15 protein-coding genes are annotated in these 16,921 nt (G+C 36.1%); 10 read left to right on the top strand and 5 right to left on the bottom strand.

What is annotated here, in order from left to right; translation table 11 throughout:
* The first annotated feature begins 8 nt into the window (after positions 1 to 8).
* The 5 genes from DU508_RS15115 (at position 9) to DU508_RS15135 (ending at position 5,959) form a co-directional block, all read left to right on the top strand.
* Positions 9 to 1,172: a dipeptidase gene (locus DU508_RS15115; protein ID WP_115403646.1), complete on the top strand. Its 1,164-nt coding sequence runs from the start codon at positions 9 to 11 to the stop codon at positions 1,170 to 1,172.
* Positions 1,173 to 1,318: 146 nt separating this feature from the next.
* Complete coding sequence (gene trxB, locus DU508_RS15120; RefSeq protein ID WP_115403647.1) at positions 1,319 to 2,275, top strand: thioredoxin-disulfide reductase; 957 nt, start codon at positions 1,319 to 1,321, stop codon at positions 2,273 to 2,275.
* 348 nt (positions 2,276 to 2,623) lie between these two features.
* Entirely contained in the window at positions 2,624 to 4,534 is a 1,911-nt protein-coding gene (locus DU508_RS15125) for a beta-N-acetylhexosaminidase (RefSeq protein WP_115403648.1), read from the top strand.
* A 61-nt stretch (positions 4,535 to 4,595) separates the two neighbouring features.
* Positions 4,596 to 5,198 carry a hypothetical protein gene (locus tag DU508_RS15130; RefSeq protein ID WP_115403649.1) on the top strand — a complete coding sequence of 201 codons (603 nt, stop codon included), beginning with the start codon at positions 4,596 to 4,598 and terminating at the stop codon, positions 5,196 to 5,198.
* Positions 5,199 to 5,587: 389 nt separating this feature from the next.
* Positions 5,588 to 5,959, top strand: a complete 372-nt coding sequence (locus DU508_RS15135; RefSeq protein WP_115403650.1) for a diacylglycerol kinase family protein — start codon at positions 5,588 to 5,590, stop codon at positions 5,957 to 5,959.
* Here the strand turns inward: DU508_RS15135 and DU508_RS15140 are convergent.
* The 3 genes from DU508_RS15140 to DU508_RS15150 form a co-directional block, all read right to left on the bottom strand.
* The gene (locus tag DU508_RS15140; RefSeq protein WP_115403651.1) at positions 5,951 to 6,517 is read right to left on the bottom strand and encodes a DUF922 domain-containing protein; all 567 of its coding nucleotides are present in this window, start codon (positions 6,515 to 6,517) and stop codon (positions 5,951 to 5,953) included. The genes DU508_RS15135 and DU508_RS15140 overlap by 9 nt on opposite strands.
* A 106-nt stretch (positions 6,518 to 6,623) precedes the next feature.
* Positions 6,624 to 7,223 carry a hypothetical protein gene (locus DU508_RS15145; RefSeq protein ID WP_115403652.1) on the bottom strand — a complete coding sequence of 200 codons (600 nt, stop codon included), beginning with the start codon at positions 7,221 to 7,223 and terminating at the stop codon, positions 6,624 to 6,626.
* Positions 7,210 to 7,707 carry an RNA polymerase sigma factor gene (locus DU508_RS15150; RefSeq protein WP_090883846.1) on the bottom strand — a complete coding sequence of 166 codons (498 nt, stop codon included), beginning with the start codon at positions 7,705 to 7,707 and terminating at the stop codon, positions 7,210 to 7,212. The genes DU508_RS15145 and DU508_RS15150 overlap by 14 nt, the downstream gene beginning before the upstream one ends.
* A 123-nt stretch (positions 7,708 to 7,830) precedes the next feature.
* On the opposite strand from DU508_RS15150, the gene DU508_RS15155 reads away from it, so the two are divergent.
* From DU508_RS15155 to DU508_RS15170, 4 genes are all read left to right on the top strand, one after another.
* On the top strand, positions 7,831 to 9,414 hold the full coding sequence (locus DU508_RS15155) for a dicarboxylate/amino acid:cation symporter (RefSeq protein ID WP_233509618.1): 1,584 nt from the start codon (positions 7,831 to 7,833) through the stop codon (positions 9,412 to 9,414).
* Positions 9,411 to 9,911, top strand: a complete 501-nt coding sequence (locus tag DU508_RS15160) for a hypothetical protein (protein ID WP_115403653.1) — start codon at positions 9,411 to 9,413, stop codon at positions 9,909 to 9,911. Before DU508_RS15155 ends, DU508_RS15160 begins: the two co-directional genes overlap by 4 nt.
* A gap of 574 nt (positions 9,912 to 10,485) precedes the next feature.
* Positions 10,486 to 10,848 (top strand): BlaI/MecI/CopY family transcriptional regulator, encoded by a 363-nt coding sequence (locus tag DU508_RS15165; RefSeq protein ID WP_115403654.1) that lies wholly within the window; start codon positions 10,486 to 10,488, stop codon positions 10,846 to 10,848.
* A 4-nt stretch (positions 10,849 to 10,852) separates the two neighbouring features.
* Positions 10,853 to 12,355, top strand: a complete 1,503-nt coding sequence (locus DU508_RS15170; protein ID WP_115403655.1) for a M56 family metallopeptidase — start codon at positions 10,853 to 10,855, stop codon at positions 12,353 to 12,355.
* 198 nt (positions 12,356 to 12,553) lie between these two features.
* Here the strand turns inward: DU508_RS15170 and DU508_RS15175 are convergent, their stop codons facing one another.
* Both DU508_RS15175 and DU508_RS15180 read right to left on the bottom strand, forming a co-directional pair.
* Positions 12,554 to 15,217 carry a TonB-dependent receptor gene (locus DU508_RS15175; protein WP_115403656.1) on the bottom strand — a complete coding sequence of 888 codons (2,664 nt, stop codon included), beginning with the start codon at positions 15,215 to 15,217 and terminating at the stop codon, positions 12,554 to 12,556.
* Positions 15,214 to 16,173, bottom strand: coding sequence for a GLPGLI family protein (locus tag DU508_RS15180; RefSeq protein WP_158542184.1), 960 nt, complete (start codon positions 16,171 to 16,173; stop codon positions 15,214 to 15,216). The genes DU508_RS15175 and DU508_RS15180 overlap by 4 nt, the downstream gene beginning before the upstream one ends.
* A 426-nt stretch (positions 16,174 to 16,599) precedes the next feature.
* Here DU508_RS15180 and rplU point away from each other — a divergent pair, with 426 nt between their 5' ends.
* Positions 16,600 to 16,911, top strand: a complete 312-nt coding sequence (gene rplU / locus DU508_RS15185; protein WP_039476071.1) for a 50S ribosomal protein L21 — start codon at positions 16,600 to 16,602, stop codon at positions 16,909 to 16,911.
* Positions 16,912 to 16,921: the final 10 nt, after the last annotated feature.

Consider the following 16,921-nt stretch of genomic DNA (forward strand, 5'->3'; position numbering starts at 1 on the left):
TTTAAGGCATGAAAATCTTTCCGCTACTATTCATACTTGCATTTTTTCAAATCAATTCATTTGCTCAAAATTCAAAAAAAATACATCAGAAGGCCATTGTTATTGATACGCATGGTGATATCATGTTCAATCAGATTAAATCCGGAATAGATATTGGCAAACTTCAATCCAAAGGAAATTTCGATTTGATCCGGGCAAAACAAGGTGGTTTGGATGTTCAGTTTTTTTCCATTTGGTGCGATGAAAAAGGTGGATATGCACTTGCCAACAGACAAATAGATTCGCTGTATAGCTTAATCAAAAGATATCCGAACAGGATACAACTGGTTAAAACTGCAAGTGAACTGGAGAAAACTGTTAAGGAGAAGAAACTGGCCGCAATGATTGGTGTAGAAGGTGGTCATATGATTGAAAACCGTTTGGATTATATTGATAGTTTGGCGAAACGGGGAATGGCTTATTTAACATTAACCTGGAACAACAGTACCGCCTGGTCCAGTTCAGCAGCAGAGGAAACTTCTGGAAAAATAAAATCTGAAAATGCTGGTTTAAACAATTTTGGAAAACAAGTGGTTCAGCAACTCAATAAACTTGGAGTTTTGGTTGATTTATCTCACGTTGGCGAAAAGACTTTTTATGACGCCATTGCTACAAGTTCAAAGCCTGTAATTGTTTCTCATAGTTGCGCTTACCGCCTAAATCCTGTTCCCCGAAATTTGAAAGATGAACAAATAAAAGCCGTGGGCAAAAATGGCGGTGTAATTTGCATCAATTTTTATAGTGGCTTTTTGGATTCTACCTACGATACTAAGGTTAAGAGTTTCTTCGCTAAACATGATTCAGAATTAAAAATGCTTTCAGAAAAATATGGCAGGAGCAATGCCATTGATACTTTAATCGCTAATCATCAGGCAGATGCTGATGCCACCAGGCCACCAATTTCACTATTGATTAAACATATCAATCATGTTGTTGGATTAATTGGGGTTGATCATGTAGGTTTAGGTGCCGATTTCGATGGGGCGGAATCTTTTCCGCTGGGGATGAATAGTGTTGCTGATTATCCTAAAATTACATCGGAATTGATAAAAAACGGCTATTCGGAAACGGATATTAAAAAAATCCTTGGTGGTAATGTGATTAGACTGATTAGAGAGAATAAAGGGGAATAAATCAATTCTTTTAGTTATTGCTTCTTTTTTCAAAACGAGGATACAACATGTTAATAAGTAAACTATGTTGACAATGCATACTTGCCAACAATTATTTAAAGCATTAAATTTGTGCTTCAATTAATGAATTTCAAACGCACAATATAATGTCACAAGAAAACGAACACGTTCAGTGTTTAATTATAGGTTCTGGTCCCGCAGGTTATACAGCGGCAATTTATGCTGCCAGAGCTGATTTAAAACCAATTATGTATACCGGAATGCAGGCTGGTGGTCAACTTACTCAAACCACCGATGTTGAAAATTTCCCGGGTTATCCGCAAGGAATCATGGGGCCAGAAATGATGGAGGATTTTCGTAAACAGGCAGAGCGTTTTGGTACTGATATCCGTTTTGGTTATGTAAGTTCGGTTGATTTTTCATCAGCACCCCATAAAGTAGTGGTTGATGAAATTAAAACCATTACAGCCGATACTGTAATTATTGCGACAGGTGCCACTGCAAAATGGTTAGGTTTACCTAGTGAGCAACAATACAATGGGTTTGGTGTTTCAGCTTGTGCAGTTTGCGATGGTTTCTTTTTCAAAGGACAGGATGTGGCAATTGTTGGTGCCGGTGATACTGCTGCCGAAGAAGCCACCTATTTGGCAAAACTTTGTAAAACAGTTCATTTATTAGTTCGAAGAGACGAATTCCGTGCATCAAAAGCAATGGTTAGCCGCGTTTTAGCTACGCCCAACATCGTGGTTCACTATAATACTGAAACCCGGGAAATTTTAGGTAACGGTAAAAATGTAACAGCAGTTAAGGTTATCAATAATAAAACCAGCGAGGAAATTGACATCGCAGTTGAAGGATTCTTCGTGGCCATTGGACATAAACCTAATACTGATATTTTTAAAGGTCAACTGGATATGGATGAAACGGGTTATTTATTAACTAAACCCGGCTCCACATTAACTAATATTGAAGGTGTTTTCGCTTGTGGCGACGTTCAGGATATGTATTATCGCCAGGCTGTAACCGCTGCGGGTTCAGGCTGTATGGCAGCATTGGATGCCGAAAGGTATTTAGCCGCTAAAGAACATGCTGTAGAAGCATAGCGATCATTTTAACATCATTTAAGAAAGAGAAATCAACACATGGTTTCTCTTTTTTTATGTGTAAATATTTTGACTTACCTGTTTATGTAGGCTTAAGTGTTATTGAATACACTTTATAATTATTTATGATTTAGCTTTGGATTTATGAATGGCCTTCGGGAAAATGACCTGTCAGGAATGTTTCCCGCATGGGCTAATCAAATTCATGATGAAATGAAAAAAAATTAAAAACTAATGCAGAAATCAAACGTTTGACTTGAATTGTAACGAAAAAGTGAAGTTAAGGATGAAAATGGAATCTCTATCTTGTAGCAAAATAACCAAATAATTACCCTAAAAAACTCAAACATGAACAAAATTCTTTCGATTTTTATTTGTGCCCTAATCAGTACATCAGCTTATGCGCAGAGCGATGTAAATCTAGGCATTATTCCCACACCGGTTTCTATAAAGAAAAATAACGGGAATTTTGTGCTGGATAGAACCGTTGTATTATCATCAACCGGAACTGAAGGTGCAAAAATGAGCGATTTATTAAATGCGTTTATTGTAACCAAAGCAGGCTTTGCGTTACGGGAAGTGAAAGATGTACCAGCTAAACAAAAGGCGATTATTTTAACATCTGTTGGAGCAGATAAATTGCCAGCTGAGGGCTACACGATCAGGGTAACACCAAATCAAATTATTTTAACCGGAAAAGGAGCGGGTCTTTTCTATGCAGTTCAATCGGCTATGCAGATGATGCCAGATAAAATTGCAGATAAAATTACCATTCCTGCTGTTGATATTAATGACTATCCCCGTTTCAACTATCGGGGAACAATGCTTGATGTGAGTCGCCACTTCTTCCCGATTTCATTTGTGAAAAAATATATAGATCAGCTGGCTTACTACAAAATCAACACTTTTCACTGGCATTTAACAGAAGATCAGGGCTGGAGATTAGAAATTAAAAAATATCCAAAATTAACACAGGTTGGTTCTACAAGGCCTGGAACAATTATTGGTAATTATCCTGGTAAAGGCAATTATTTAACCGAAGTAAAAGGTTATTACACACAAGATGAGGCAAAAGAAATCGTAAAATATGCCGCTGAAAAATACATTACTGTAATTCCGGAAATCGAATTACCGGGTCATGCCTCAGCTGCAATTGCTGCTTATCCGGAATTGAGTTGTTTCCCTGACCGCGATACGTTTATTAGCGATAAAACACCTTGGGCCGGCAATAAAAAAGAAAAGCTGGTTCAGCAAACCTGGGGCGTTTTTGATGATATTTTTGTTCCGTCAGAAAATACCTTTACTTTTTTGGAAAATGTATTGAATGAGGTAATCGCCATTTTCCCTTCAAAATATATTCATATTGGTGGTGATGAAGCGCCAAAAACTTATTGGAAAGAATCGCCTTTTTGCCAGGCTTTAATGAAAGAGAAAGGTTTAAAAGATGAACACGAATTGCAAAGTTATTTTATTCAGAGAATTGAAAAATACCTGAATGGGAAAGGTAGATCAATTATAGGTTGGGATGAAATTTTAGAGGGTGGCTTAGCGCCAAATGCTACAGTGATGAGCTGGCGGGGTGAAGCTGGTGGAATTGCTGCTGCACAACAAAATCACGATGTGATTATGACACCAGGATCAATGGGTTTATATATCGATCATAAACAATCCAATTCTCCTGATGAACCTGTAACCATTGGTGGTTTTGCACCTTATCAAAAAATTTATGCTTACGATCCAATTCCGAAAGTACTTACTGCAGATCAACGCAAATATGTAATAGGTGTTCAGGCAAATTTATGGACAGAATATGTTAAAACCCCTGAAAAAGCTGAAAATCATGCTTTTCCACGATTATTAGCTTTATCAGAAATTGCATGGAGCCCTGTTGAACGCAAAGACCTGAAGAATTTTTCAGAAGATCGTTTGCCTCGTCACCTGGCTCGTTTAGATAAAATGAATGTAAATTTTTGGGTTCCGACACCAATTGGCCAAAGCGATAAGCCGCTAACAGGTGGTGATTTCACTATCGATTTAAAAGTACCTGTTTCGGGTGGGAAGATCTATTATTCATTAGATGGATCAAGGCCATCAGAAAACGCATTTTTATACACTGCCCCAATTAAGGTAACAGTGCCACAAGGAGAGAAAAGATTACTCAGAACAATTGTAATTGCACCTAGCGGAAAGAGAAGTGTAACCACTGAAACACTTTTAAACAATGGGGCTCCGGAAGAAAAAACCGAGGCCAAGAAATAAAACACCTTGCTTTCAAAAGCGAAAATCATTAATTTGGGGCAACTAAAATGTTTCAAACAAAATGAAATTACATCAATACACATTACAGCATCTTTTGTTACTTACAGGGATGCTGTTTTGTTTTGCCTGTACTGAAGAAAAACCGGCAGAAGTTAAAATCGAGGCGCCAAAAGTAGAGAAAAATCCTTTTCACTTTTATAAGGATGTAGAGGTTAAACCCGGACTGAATTTTGAAATCATCAGCTGGGGAAAAGGACCGGATTCTGTAGGAGGTTATCAGATTTTAATGTCTGATTCTGTTAAAAATAATTATAAATCTGAGGCTGCCGAACGTAAAGGGGTAATAACAGATGCCTGGAATATGGATTTGGATAATGATGGAAATCCGGAATTGTACATTCAGTTGTTAAGCAAAAAGAATGTTTCAGATTTAAATGTTTTTGAATATGCAGGTGGCAGCTTTAATAAAATTGGTTTCCCTTCATTAAACTCAACACAGAAGAAGGGCTATTCAGGCAATGATAAGTTTTTTATCAAAAACGGTGATTTACTCAGGTCGTTCCCGGTTAAAGATGAAGCTGATTCGACCAAAAATGTTACAAAAACTTATCAGTACAAATTAAGTGGAAATAGTTTTTCTACCATTGAAGTGAAAACAGAGTGATGATTTTGTGCTAATCATGCTCGATATAAACGGTCGTTACGCTGAATTTATTTCAGGACCTGAATAGCAGGAAGGACGTTGAAACAAGTTCAGCATGATGAGATGGTTAAGCATAACGCTGAAACGCGATACATGAACTGCCGTCATCCTGAATAGCAGGAAAGATGCTGAAACAAGTTCAGCATGACGAGGTGGTTAAGCATAACGCTGAAACACGATATATGAACGGTCGTCATCCTGAATAGCAGGAAAGATGCTGAAACAAGTTCAGCATGACGAGATGGTTAGGCATAACGCTGAAGCAAGATCTATGAACGGTCATCCTGACCTGTAGCGAAGCGTAAAGCTACGAAGTAAATTTATTTCAGGACCTCTTTGATAAACAAACCATGGAAGAAAAGCATAAATTCTCAATTGTAGACCGGATTAAAAGTTTCAAATATGCTTTTAATGGATTGAAATTATTTTTTATAAACGATCATAATGGGAGAGTTCATTTCTTTGCAGCCATTGCAGCTATTGCTTTGTCGTTTTATTTAAATCTTTCCAGCTTAGAGTGGATTACCATACTTTCGGTAATTTCAGCTGTATTTGTTGCCGAGATTCTGAATTCTGCTATCGAAAAATTAGCAGATGTGGTTTCGCCAAACTACCATCCCAAAATTAAGATCGTGAAAGATTTAGCCGCTGCCGCGGTTTTGGTGGCCGCTTTTTTAGCACTAATGGCAGGTGCAATTATATTTCTTCCAAAATTATTTTGAGTTAGCAAGAGTAGCGGCTCTTGATTCTTCCATTTTATCCCGGATAATTTCATCCCAGCGTGCCTGCATTTTATGATTGCTTCCGTGCTCGGTTTCATCATCGTAATTGCGCTGCATGGTATCAAAATAATTACTTATTTCATTGGCCAATTGAGAAATTTGAGCTTTGTAGTTTTTTACCGAATAATTTCTGTTCTTTAAAACACGTTCAGCTTCTGATAATAAAATGTATTGAATATTTACATGTCCTTGTTCGTGATGAAGTAAACTTGCCCTCACATTTGGATCTTTAATTTTGTCCCACTTAACCCATGATCGGTTTTTATCAATGGTAACTTCATTTTTAAGTTTTATAGCAACACGGTTCCGATAAACAGTTGATTCGTAGCTGTATTTCCAGGTCATGGCCGTTAGTGCATAAAAAGGAGAGCGTGCATCGGCCTGGCCCTTAAAATGAGTTTCCCAATCCAGCTGAACGGGTTTGGTAAAATCTTGTTTAAAGCCAAATGAGCAAGGTAGTATCAGCAAAAATAATATGGGTATAATCAGTTTTTTCACTTATGTAAATCTAGTTTCAATGTAATGAAGCCATTATGATTATTCATGCCTGTTAAATCATGATGGTTCCATGCACATTTTAACCACTAAAAAACCGTGCCTAAAATTATTCCGGGGTAGATATTTGCCCGCTTATGCGTTCAAATTTTTCTATTAGTAATGCTATTCTTTCTTTTTCGCGTTTAATAACTGCTTTTCTCAGGATGGTTGAGCAGAAAATAATCCATAACGCTGTTAAGGAAACCGCAACCACTTTTTGAAGGGTGCTGAAATAAGAAAGGATTTCGACGAAGTAAAAAATGATCCCCAATGATAAAGCAACAGTGTAAAACCAATATAAAGAATTATAAAGCCTGTAACGGTTCAACTGATAAGTTTTCAAATTGCTTAAATATTCACTTGGATGTAACGTGTAGTCGCTCTTCGAAATTAATCTATGATCACGGTATAAGATTAAAGTATAAACACCAATCGCAATCATAGTAATGCTAATTCCTAAGTGTGTTGTCCACGATTCGAAATGGTAAAATATCCAAACCGATGCTATAACCAGAAACGATGCAAGCATGCCTAAAATATTCAAAGCTGATTTCAGCCTCAAACCATTCACTTCTCTTTTAGCCTGTTGTAGCATTTCATCAGCAGAAACTTTAACTTCTACCTCGTGCTTTTGCCACAACTCCTGTATTTGATCAAACGCTTGCATACTGGTTATATAGTTCTGTTAATTTTTGTTTAATACGATGAATTTTTACCCTCAAATTGCCTTCACTTATTCCGGAGATGTCGGCAATTTCATGGTATGGAAGTTCATCAAGCACCATTGTAATAATTAAGCGATCGTTTTCTTCAAGTTTAGAGATACATTTATAGAGTAAAGCAACCTGCTCATTTTTTTCCGAAAATTCCTCTATTTTATTCTCTATGATATTATCTGTAAGTTCATCTTTTGCCTGCCTTTTTTCTGATCTTAAATAAGTTAAACAGGTGTTAACGGCAATTCTGTATATCCAGGTTGAGATTAATGATTTGTTTCTGAATTTATCCAGGTTTTGCCAAACTTTTAAAAACGTTTCTTGTAAAAGATCATTTGCAGCATCTGTATCGCCTGTATAACCATAGCATAAATGGAATATCTTTTTGGAATTTGAATCGAAGATCTGCTTAAATAACTTGTCTTTTTGTTCCATTTACGGGTTTATAGATGTTTTTTAGATGAAGAGATGCTTTCTTTGTTACAGGGAAGCCAAAAATAATAATTGTTTGCTTACTTGGTACAAATAATTACTTTTGTGCCTAAACCTAACTTTAGTATGAAAAGAAACAAACCAATGTTAATTGCAGTAATCTGTATATTTCTATTAGCTATTTTACTAAATGTTCTCGGTTTTTTTGAAGTTGTTGCTGCTGGAAAAGAAAGTAATGAACTTTTAAGCTTAAAAGATTACATTCCTTTATATGCTTTGGCAATTGGTGGTTTTTTTCTTTATTTATTGCCTAAAAAGTTAAGTGCCATTATTTTTGGCATTCTGCTCATCAGTTTTTTATCTTTTAGTGCGTACTTGTTTTTAAATGTTCAATTTAACTGGAATATAGGCCTTTCTCCGGAAATTGATCTCCTCTTTTATACGTTGCGCTGGGTAATGCTGGGTTTTATTGTATGCTACGGTTTTATCAAAAGAACACTTACTTTTTGGATTTTGGCCGCACTTTTTCTAGGCATATCAATAGGGCATGATTTTCCATTTTTTGGGCAAAGCCTCCAAATCTTCAGCCAAATTTTCCTTAAAATGATTAAGGTAATCATTGCGCCTTTACTTTTTGCAACTTTGGTTTACGGTATTGCCGGGCATTCGGATATTAAACAGGTTGGAAGAATGGGGTGGAAATCTTTATTGTATTTTGAGATTGTAACCACATTTGCACTTTTCATTGGGCTTGCAGCAATAAATATCAGCAGGGCTGGTGTAGGCATTGAACAGGCCGATGCTGTTTCACATGATATACCCAAAGTTGAACCTCAAACGGCTAAGGAAGTTATTCTACACATTTTTCCTGATAGTATTGTAAAATCAATGGCAGGTGGAGATGTACTACAAATTGTGATTTTTAGTGTGTTTTTTGGAATAGCTTTAATTATGGTGCCAATGGCACAACGGAAGCCTTTAATTAACCTTACTGAAAGCCTTTCAGAAACAATGTTTAAATTTACGAATCTGGTCATGTACTTTGCCCCAATTGGGGTGGGTGCGGCCATGGCCTACACTGTTGGGCACATGGGGCTTGGCGTTTTAGTTAACTTATTTCATTTATTGATAACCTTATACATTGCGCTGATTGTTTTTATGCTGATTGTTTTGCTGCCGATAGCATTAATCATTAAGTTGCCGATTAAAAAATTTATACAGGCCATTGCCGAACCTGTATCTATAGCTTTTGCTACAACAAGTTCTGAGGCTGCTTTGCCAAGGGCCATGGAAGCGATGGTAAGTATAGGTGTACCTCGTAAAATAGTAGCTTTTGTAATGCCAACCGGCTATAGTTTTAATTTAGATGGAACAACGCTTTATTTAGCGCTGGCATCTGTTTTTGTTGCTCAGGCAGCCAATATTCATTTAAGTTTTGGTCATCAACTCGTTATTGTATTTACTTTAATGTTAACAAGCAAGGGCGTAGCAGGAGTTCCAAGAGCATCGTTAGTTATCCTGCTGGGCACAGCCGCCTCATTTGGTCTGCCAACCTGGCCGATATTTATAATTTTAGGAATAGATGAATTGATGGATATGGCCCGTACCTCGGTAAATGTAATTGGAAACTGTTTAGCTTCGGTGGTAATTGCAAAATGGGAAGGTGAGTTTGATCCAAATAGTGTTGAAGCAAAAGAAATAGAAATATGAGTTCAAGAGGCAAAAAGATATTCTTAGCCATTACCATCATCGTTCCGATGATTATTTATTGTTATATTTATTATAAACCAATCATACAAAATGCACCTTTCAGAAAAGCAGATTTTGTATCCATGCAGTTTAGCTACGGTTTAAAGGATACTTTGGAAAACCATTATGATTCTAAAACAGGCGAGTATCAATATGTAAATAACAGAGATTCCGTAATTACAAAAAAGGTTTTCTTAAAAAGTGATGATATTTTGTACATGCATAGAAAAGCCAATGAAATAGGTCTGTGGAATTTTCCAGATACGATTGGTCAAAAAAGTGCTAAATCGAGAGCGGTACCCCGCTATGACATTACCTTTAACTACAAAGAGAAGTCGAAGCATGTGGTCATTTATGGCGATTTTGATGGTAATCCGAAGTTGCTGGATGCAGCAGTTCAAATGCGTAAAGTGATTCAGGAAACTTTAAACCAGGCAGAAGTGAGATCGGGTAAATAAAATATTGAGTTTGAAGGATAATTTATTTTGCTTCGCAGCTACTTCGTGGTCATAAAAATGAATATAAATGACATTGAGATCCTTTAGCTATTTCCCGCAGATGCCGCTGATCACGCAGAACAAAATAAAATTTGCGTAATCTTCTTAAATCTGAGGGATTCCTTCTTTAAAGCCTAAGTTAAAAATCATGATTAAGATCTATTGCCTGTAATCTCTGGCTGCTGTTTTGCTCAGATGGCATTTCATCACTTAGGGATTATTCATTAATAATGTTATTCTCAATGTACTCATACTTGCTTCGCAGGTCTTCGTTGCACTCAGAATGACATTAATTAGCAGATTCCGCTAATACGCAGAACAAAATAAAATTTGCGTAATCTTCTTAAATCTGTTGGATATTCTTTCTTTAAACTTAAGTTGGCTTCGAAAATGTTTGTGTTTACAGGATAGCGCTGCATATAAATTAAGTATGAAAGCTATAAAAAGGCTTAATTAAACTGCTAAATATTAGTGATTTAATTAAGTCTTTTATTTTTAGGATGTTTTCGTATATTTACGATAAATTCGTAATTAGATGGAGAAATTAACTTTGCAGGAAGAAGAAGCAATGCTTGCTATATGGCAGGTAGGTAAGGGGTTTATTAAAGATTTCATGGATGCCATGCCTGAGCCAAAACCTCCTTATACCACTTTGGCATCGACAGTGAAAAACCTGGAACGTAAAGGTTACCTAGTAAGTGAACGTTTTGCAAATGCTAATCGTTATAGTGCTAAAGTAAAAGAGATTGATTACAAGAAACGTTTCATGAGCGGTTTTGTAAATAATTATTTCCAAAGTTCGTATAAGGAATTAGTTGCGTTTTTTGCAAAGGATAAGAAGATTAGTGCCGAAGAATTAAAGGAAATAATCAACCTGATCGAAAACCCTGAAAAGTAATGCCATGCCACATTTTTTTCTCATTTTATTGAAGATAAACCTGGTGCTGATTCTATTTTCTGTAACCTATTATCTTATTTTACGCCGGTTAACATTTTATTCACTTAACCGGGCATTTTTAGTATTTGGGATCGTTTTTTCTTCAGCTTATCCATTTATTGATTTAACCGATTTCTTTTCAGGACAAAAAGCTGTTCCTGCTTTTATTCCTCGGTTTAATCAGAATGTTAAACAATTTGTGCAACAGGATTCGGTTTCGATGTTTTGGCAGATTTTAACCGTGCTGTTTTATGCTGGTGTTTTTCTGATGGCAATGAGATTAATGGTTCAGTTTATTTCCCTTCGCCGGATGCACAAAAAATCTGAACCGGGTAAACTGAAAGATTTTAATGTAAGAATTTTAAATGAAGAAGTAAGTCCGTTCAGCTTCTGGCAAACTATTTACATTAATCCTGGAATGCATAAGCCACAAGATTTGGGAAATATTCTTGAACATGAAAAAGTTCACGTAGAAGAATGGCATACTCTTGATATTATTCTTGCCGAAATTTGTGTGGTTTTCTACTGGTTCAATCCTGGTGTTTGGTTAATGAAGAAAGCGGTTAGAGAGAATATTGAGTTCATTACCGATGCCAGAATATTGAAAAAAGGTATTGATAAAAAGGCTTATCAGTACAGTTTATTGGATGTTGGAACTTTGCAGGCTTCTGTGGCCATCGTTAATAATTTCAATTTGTCCGATCTAAAAAAACGTATTAAAATGATGAATACAAAGCGTTCATCAAAAGTAAATTTAACCAGATACTTACTAGCCCTACCTGTTTTACTTTGCGTTACACTAGCTTTTACCATTGATAAAAAGGAAGTTCGGAAAAGCTTAATTCCTCTGAAAAATATGGTCATAAAGGTTTTGCCGGAAAATAAACCTGAAGTTGTTGTAAGCAAGCCGTTTTTAGCAAAAATTAAGGCAAAGCAGAAGGTTAAAGATGCTGATGTTAAACTTCCGGATTCAGCCAGAAATGTAATGTTTGTGTTTAATACTGATCTGGAAAGTGCGGATACCAGCCATCAATCAATTGCCAATATGTTGAATAATCAACATGGAAAGGTTAAAATGATTAGCATTAAAATGAAAGATGATGCTAATGGAAAAATGATCATGCAAAATTTTACTTTTAAGGATACGCTAAAGTTAGAATCTGAACTGACCAATGTAATGATTTCAGGGAATCAAAGTACTGATTTCCTGAAATCATTACCACCCGCGAAAGATAAAATCCAAAAAGTTATTGTCATAAAATCGACCTTTAAAACAGTTGATACGGACAATGATAATCTAAAAAAGTTGGTCGGCAATGGTAAAATAACCACTACCGGAACTGATTTTTTTCTAAATGGAAATAAGATCTCTAAAGAGGAGTTTGATAAGCTCAATCTGAACCAGATCTCAACTATCAATGTTGATAAAAGTGGCCCTATGGCATTTCGCATTACCACGAAACCTTAAGGTTACCGTTAAAACTTAGTTCGATTGTTACTTTTAAATTCAAGCTTTATAAGCACCATGTGTGGCTTAACTTCAAGCTAAATTTATTTCAGGACCTTTCCTAATAACAAGAAAGGCCCTGAAATATTTCAGGGTAACGACTGCTCTAACCCAAAACATAATTATACATTCTTTAGAAATTTAATCCTCAGGCTCAGATTAAAAGTTAAATGTTGCTTTGAGCATGGCCACTCTACCGGGGATGAGATAAGTTCCGGTGGTAAGTGAATTTGCCGAAAGATAAATGGCATCGAACTGTTTAATGTTCGTCAGGTTCGTGATGCCAAATTCAAGATCTGTTTTCATCTTCAGTATCTTATATTTCACATTCATATCAGCAAAAAGATATTTTAGATTTGGCTGACTGGATTGGTGTGTGAACAAATGCTCTGCAGATAAGTTAAGATAAACGTTTCTAACAGTTGTAATAGCCAGCGCAGATTGTTGCCTCAATTGCTGAAAATTGGTTTTAATGGCATCTGCAATTTCAGCACGGTTATCGGTAACCGCATAACTTGCATTGTACGACCAGTTCACAAAATTCGTCAACTTTGCTTCAATGCCAGCCCTATAGGTAATAGTTTTGGTGTTAAAAGGCAAAAGCTCGCCATTTTGTAATTGATTATACTTGCTTTGAGAAAAAATGACCCCGGCATTTAGCGTACTTTTCCAGGCGAAAATATATTTGCTTGTATTCGCATTTAGTGACAGCGTTTTGAAATGATTTTCTAAAGGCAAAACTATTCGTTGCTGGATATTATTGCTTAAACTATAAGATGATATGGTATTAAGTTCGATGTCACTATAATTAGCACCAACATTGAGGAAAAACATTTGCATGGCTTTTCTGAAATTAAAACCAGCACCAATGTTATGCGCCTTGGTTTCTGAAACAGGCGCATCGTTGGCAAACAGCGAACGATAATTTTTCAAAATCGTTCCACGATAAACATCATCAATTCCGCCCAAATCATTTTTGAATGAATAATTAGCGGTCACAAAATTTTCTATTCCTGTTTGATACTTAATATTCATTGATGGGTTTAAAAACAACTTCTGCAAACTTTTATCCAGCGCATTAAGCGGATCATTATAGCTAATTCTGTTATAGCTTAATGGCAAACTTAAACCCGCCTTTATTTTATCGTTTGTATATTCATAAGTGGCATCAGCGTAAACCCGGTTTTTAAACCATTTTAAGTCGTTTACTGTGTTTTGTGAAACCAATTCTGAGGTCTGGTCGTTTTGTATGCGATAAAGCTCGGAGTTTAAGTTTTGTTGCTGAAGATTAAATCCAGCTTTATAAGTTTGTGCGAAGCCGCCCTTTACAAATGCAAATGATATGTAATTGTTAGTGTACCAGGTTGGAAGTTTGATATACTGATTCAAGCCGAGGTAACTATTTCCATTATTGAGAACATCAGCATTTAAACCAGGTAAAATATTTAAAATTTCAGGTTGTGAAGTGCTGTTGAAATAAGAATACAGGTTGATTACATCATCAGATTTTAGTTTCTTTCGATAATTGAATTCATTTGAAATATCGAAGGTTTCTTGTTTTAATATCTGATTGGCCGCTACATTATTGATGGAAAAAGCCGATGTGGTTTTAAAGGGAGCATAGTCCAAAACGAAATTATTGTTCAAATAATGTTTTTCGGCATTGCCATTTAAATTGAATTGAGCTCTGAGTTTTTGAGGGTTGATCTCATTGTTCTGAAACTCGGAATAGCTGATGGTTTGATCAGATAAATAGGTTTGCGAAAATTTATTATACTGCTGTTTGCGCTCATCATACAAATAAGAAATATTGGCCCTTAACTGTAAATCCTGATTGAATTTGTAAAGATTATTCAAATTTAAAACCCCTGCTTTGTTAAATAAGTACCTGCTTTGTGGAAGTGATGGTACACCAGCTGCCCCGGTTGATAACAAACCGCTTGGTTTACTATTGTCTAAACGCTTTAAGTAATCTGATAAATTATGTGAGGTTAAATCAATACCCGGATCATTGCCAATATTATTTCCTTTGATGTTGTTGATGAACTTTAACTTTTTATTGAACAACATCGCTGTCAGGTTTTCATCAAAACGATCTGGCGTTCCGGCACCTATGGTTGCATCGCCCATTACCTTGAGTTTTGCATCATCTTTAATGACCAGGTTCAAGGCCACATCGTCGCTCATGTTATTTTTGCGCATCATTTTAATCGGCTGATCGTTTTGAATAACCTGAACTTTATCAACTGCACCTTGCGGAATGCTTTTTGTGCCAATGTTATATTTATCATCGAGCAAATTATCTCCATCTACATATAAATTAGAAATCGATTTGCCGTTATAGCTGATTTTTCCGTTTTCAGCCACTTCAATTCCCGGCATTTTTTTAAGCACATCGCCAATGCTCCGATCTTGCTTATCTGCAAAATCGGAGGTTCTGTAATTTAATGTATCGCCTTTAGCCATTAGTGAAGGACGATTTTTAACCGTTACGGTTTCTAAATTGGTTTCGCTCGCCTGTAAGATTAAGTCCTGACTTTGGGTAAGATCTGTAATGGAAATGGATTGCTTTTTGTATCCAATGCTCGAAGCTTCAATTTTGTAGCCAACAATCTGATCATTTTTTACCGAAAGATTAAACTCGCCATTTTTATTGGTTCTGGTAAAATTAATGATATTGCCCTCAGCGTCCTTTAAATTTACATTAACCGATTCTATTCCTTTTCCATTGCTATCTTTAACTGTTCCTTTAATCGGTTTCTGAGCAGAAACCGACACGATACCAATAAAACACAATAGTTTTATTAAAAGGATGTGTTTCATTTTTGACTGGAAATTTCGAGTGGATTATTGATTTCAGATTTTACGGCTGCGGTACTTCCGGCAGGGCGTGGAGCTGCATTCATTTTGAATGATCCCTGCATACCGCTGGCTGCCATTTGTGCCTGCATAAAACCCTGCGGATCTTTATCTCTGGCTTCTTTTAATTTATCCAATTCTTTTCGTGTTGTTTTAATGGCATCAGCAGGAAGTTTAATTTCCGAACCTAGATAGGATGTGCCTACATCCATACCCACAATTTTAATCCCGGCAACTGCACCATTTGCCATTGTTACCTTTGGCTCATCGGCAGATGTGTTTTTTTCATCGCTTGCTGTTACGTTTTCCAAACCGGCAAATTCAAACTTTACTTCTTTTTTCTCATCATAAGCTTCAACAATTAATCCAGGTAAACCATTAAGTTTCCATGGTCCGCTTTGAAAAGGCAATTCGGTTGCAAACCATGCAATCCAGTTTCTTCCTTTGAAATTTGCAGTAGCTTTTTGACAAGGGATACCTGAAAAACTCATCGTGTCTTTTAAAATCTTCCAGTCTATTTTTGGAGCAGCTTCTTCAACAAGATAATTGTTAAATAGCTTTTCTTTTGTGATCAGCTTCCTTTCGTTGGCGAAAAAGAAATAATCAGCCTGGGTAACAGAACCTTTTGTTTGTCTTTTAAGCTCAATTTTCACGTTTGAATTGCCTGTTTGGTTTTTGATTTGCTCTTCAATTTGCTTTTGTGCATTTAATGCCTCATTTATTTTATCGTAACTGGTATAAACCGATGCATTTTTGCCTGTTACCAGCAACATGTTCTCTGTATGTGGTTTGTCTTTTTGCGTGGTATCCTGAATATGTGTAAAGGTATACCGTACGCGTGCCAATGCCTTATCAGGACTTTGTGCCTTCAATGAAAGTGTTATACCCATTGCTAAGCAGGTAGTTAAAATTAATTTCATAATGTTGGGTTTTAAAAGTATTCTATTTAATTTTCGTAAATCTACGAAATATTCGTAATAAGAAAAGGGCTTTAACATTTTTTAACTTTGGAATTGTCTTTCGCTGATTTGCAGATTTCTTTAATGTAGCAGAATTAGTGGTTTGGAGGGGAGAGCACCGTTGTTTGAAATACTTAAACCGCGTAAATTAAACCTGATGGAAATGGAAAGCCCGCAGCGAAGCGAGGACTTGAAATGAACAGCAGGGCAGGAGTTGCCAAAATGTGATGCCATTGCTTTTCAAAATAAATTATAAGCGCATGCCCGGGAATTTAAGAACGGTAAAATTTATACTAAAAATATTTTCGGTATGTGTTTGTGTGTTAATTGAATTTGTTCTATATTTGCACCTCGTTAAATAAAAATTAAAAAACTAATATTTAAACAATGTACGCAATAGTAAATATAGCAGGGCAGCAATTTAAAGTTGCTAAAGACCAGCACCTTTTTGTACACAGATTACAAGGAGATGAAGGCGCTAGTATTGAATTTGATAATGTATTGTTGGTTGATAATGGTGGTGCAATCACTGTAGGTGCTCCTGCGGTTAAAGGTGCTAAAGTTTCAGCTAAGATCGTATCTCATTTAAAAGGTGATAAAGTAATCGTTTTCCACAAAAAACGTAGAAAAGGTTACAAAAAGAAAAATGGTCACCGCCAGTTTTTCACTAAGATTCAGATCTCTGACATCACGTTATAATTAATTGTTA

The organism is Pedobacter chinensis (assembly GCF_003339865.1).
Taxonomy (GTDB): Bacteria; Bacteroidota; Bacteroidia; order Sphingobacteriales; family Sphingobacteriaceae; genus Pedobacter; species Pedobacter chinensis.